At 62.1% G+C, this 504-nt stretch carries 1 protein-coding gene; it reads left to right on the forward strand.

Features of this window, described 5'->3' with window-relative positions:
* Positions 1 to 504: penicillin acylase family protein (locus tag ACP7BV_RS27850; RefSeq protein WP_426108158.1), on the forward strand; the 504-nt coding region annotated here is incomplete at both ends.

Genomic DNA, 504 nt, shown 5'->3' on the forward strand with positions numbered 1-504 from the left:
AGGCGCACCTGACCGTGCCCGGCCGCTACGATGCGATGGGCGTGGTGCTGGGAGGAATCCCGATGGTGGTCATCGGCTTCAACAAGGATATTGCTTGGAGCCACACTGTTACCGCAGCCGTTCACTTTACGACCTTCAAGCTGACGCTCGATACCCATGACGCCAGCGGCACCACGTATTTGTCGGACGGGGTGCCGGTCAAGATGACTAGCCGGACGGCCGAGATCGACGTGCTGCAGCCCGATGGCACACTGGCCAAGCGCAGCAAGACCTTTTATTTCAGCAAGCAAGGCGCTGTCCTGGTCTGGCCCGAGGCAGGCATGGCATGGACACAGCATGAAGTAACCGTGTTGGCCGACCCCAACCGCGCCAACACGCGCCTGCTCGAGCAATGGATCGCGATCGGTAGTGCACGCAGCGTGAGCGAGCTGAAGGCATCGCTGGACAAGCATGTCGGCCTTCCATGGGTCAACACCGTCGCCGCCGACCGCGACGGCTATGCGC

This window comes from Massilia sp. TSP1-1-2 (genome assembly GCF_049896185.1).
Lineage (GTDB): Bacteria > Pseudomonadota > Gammaproteobacteria > Burkholderiales > Burkholderiaceae_D > Telluria_A.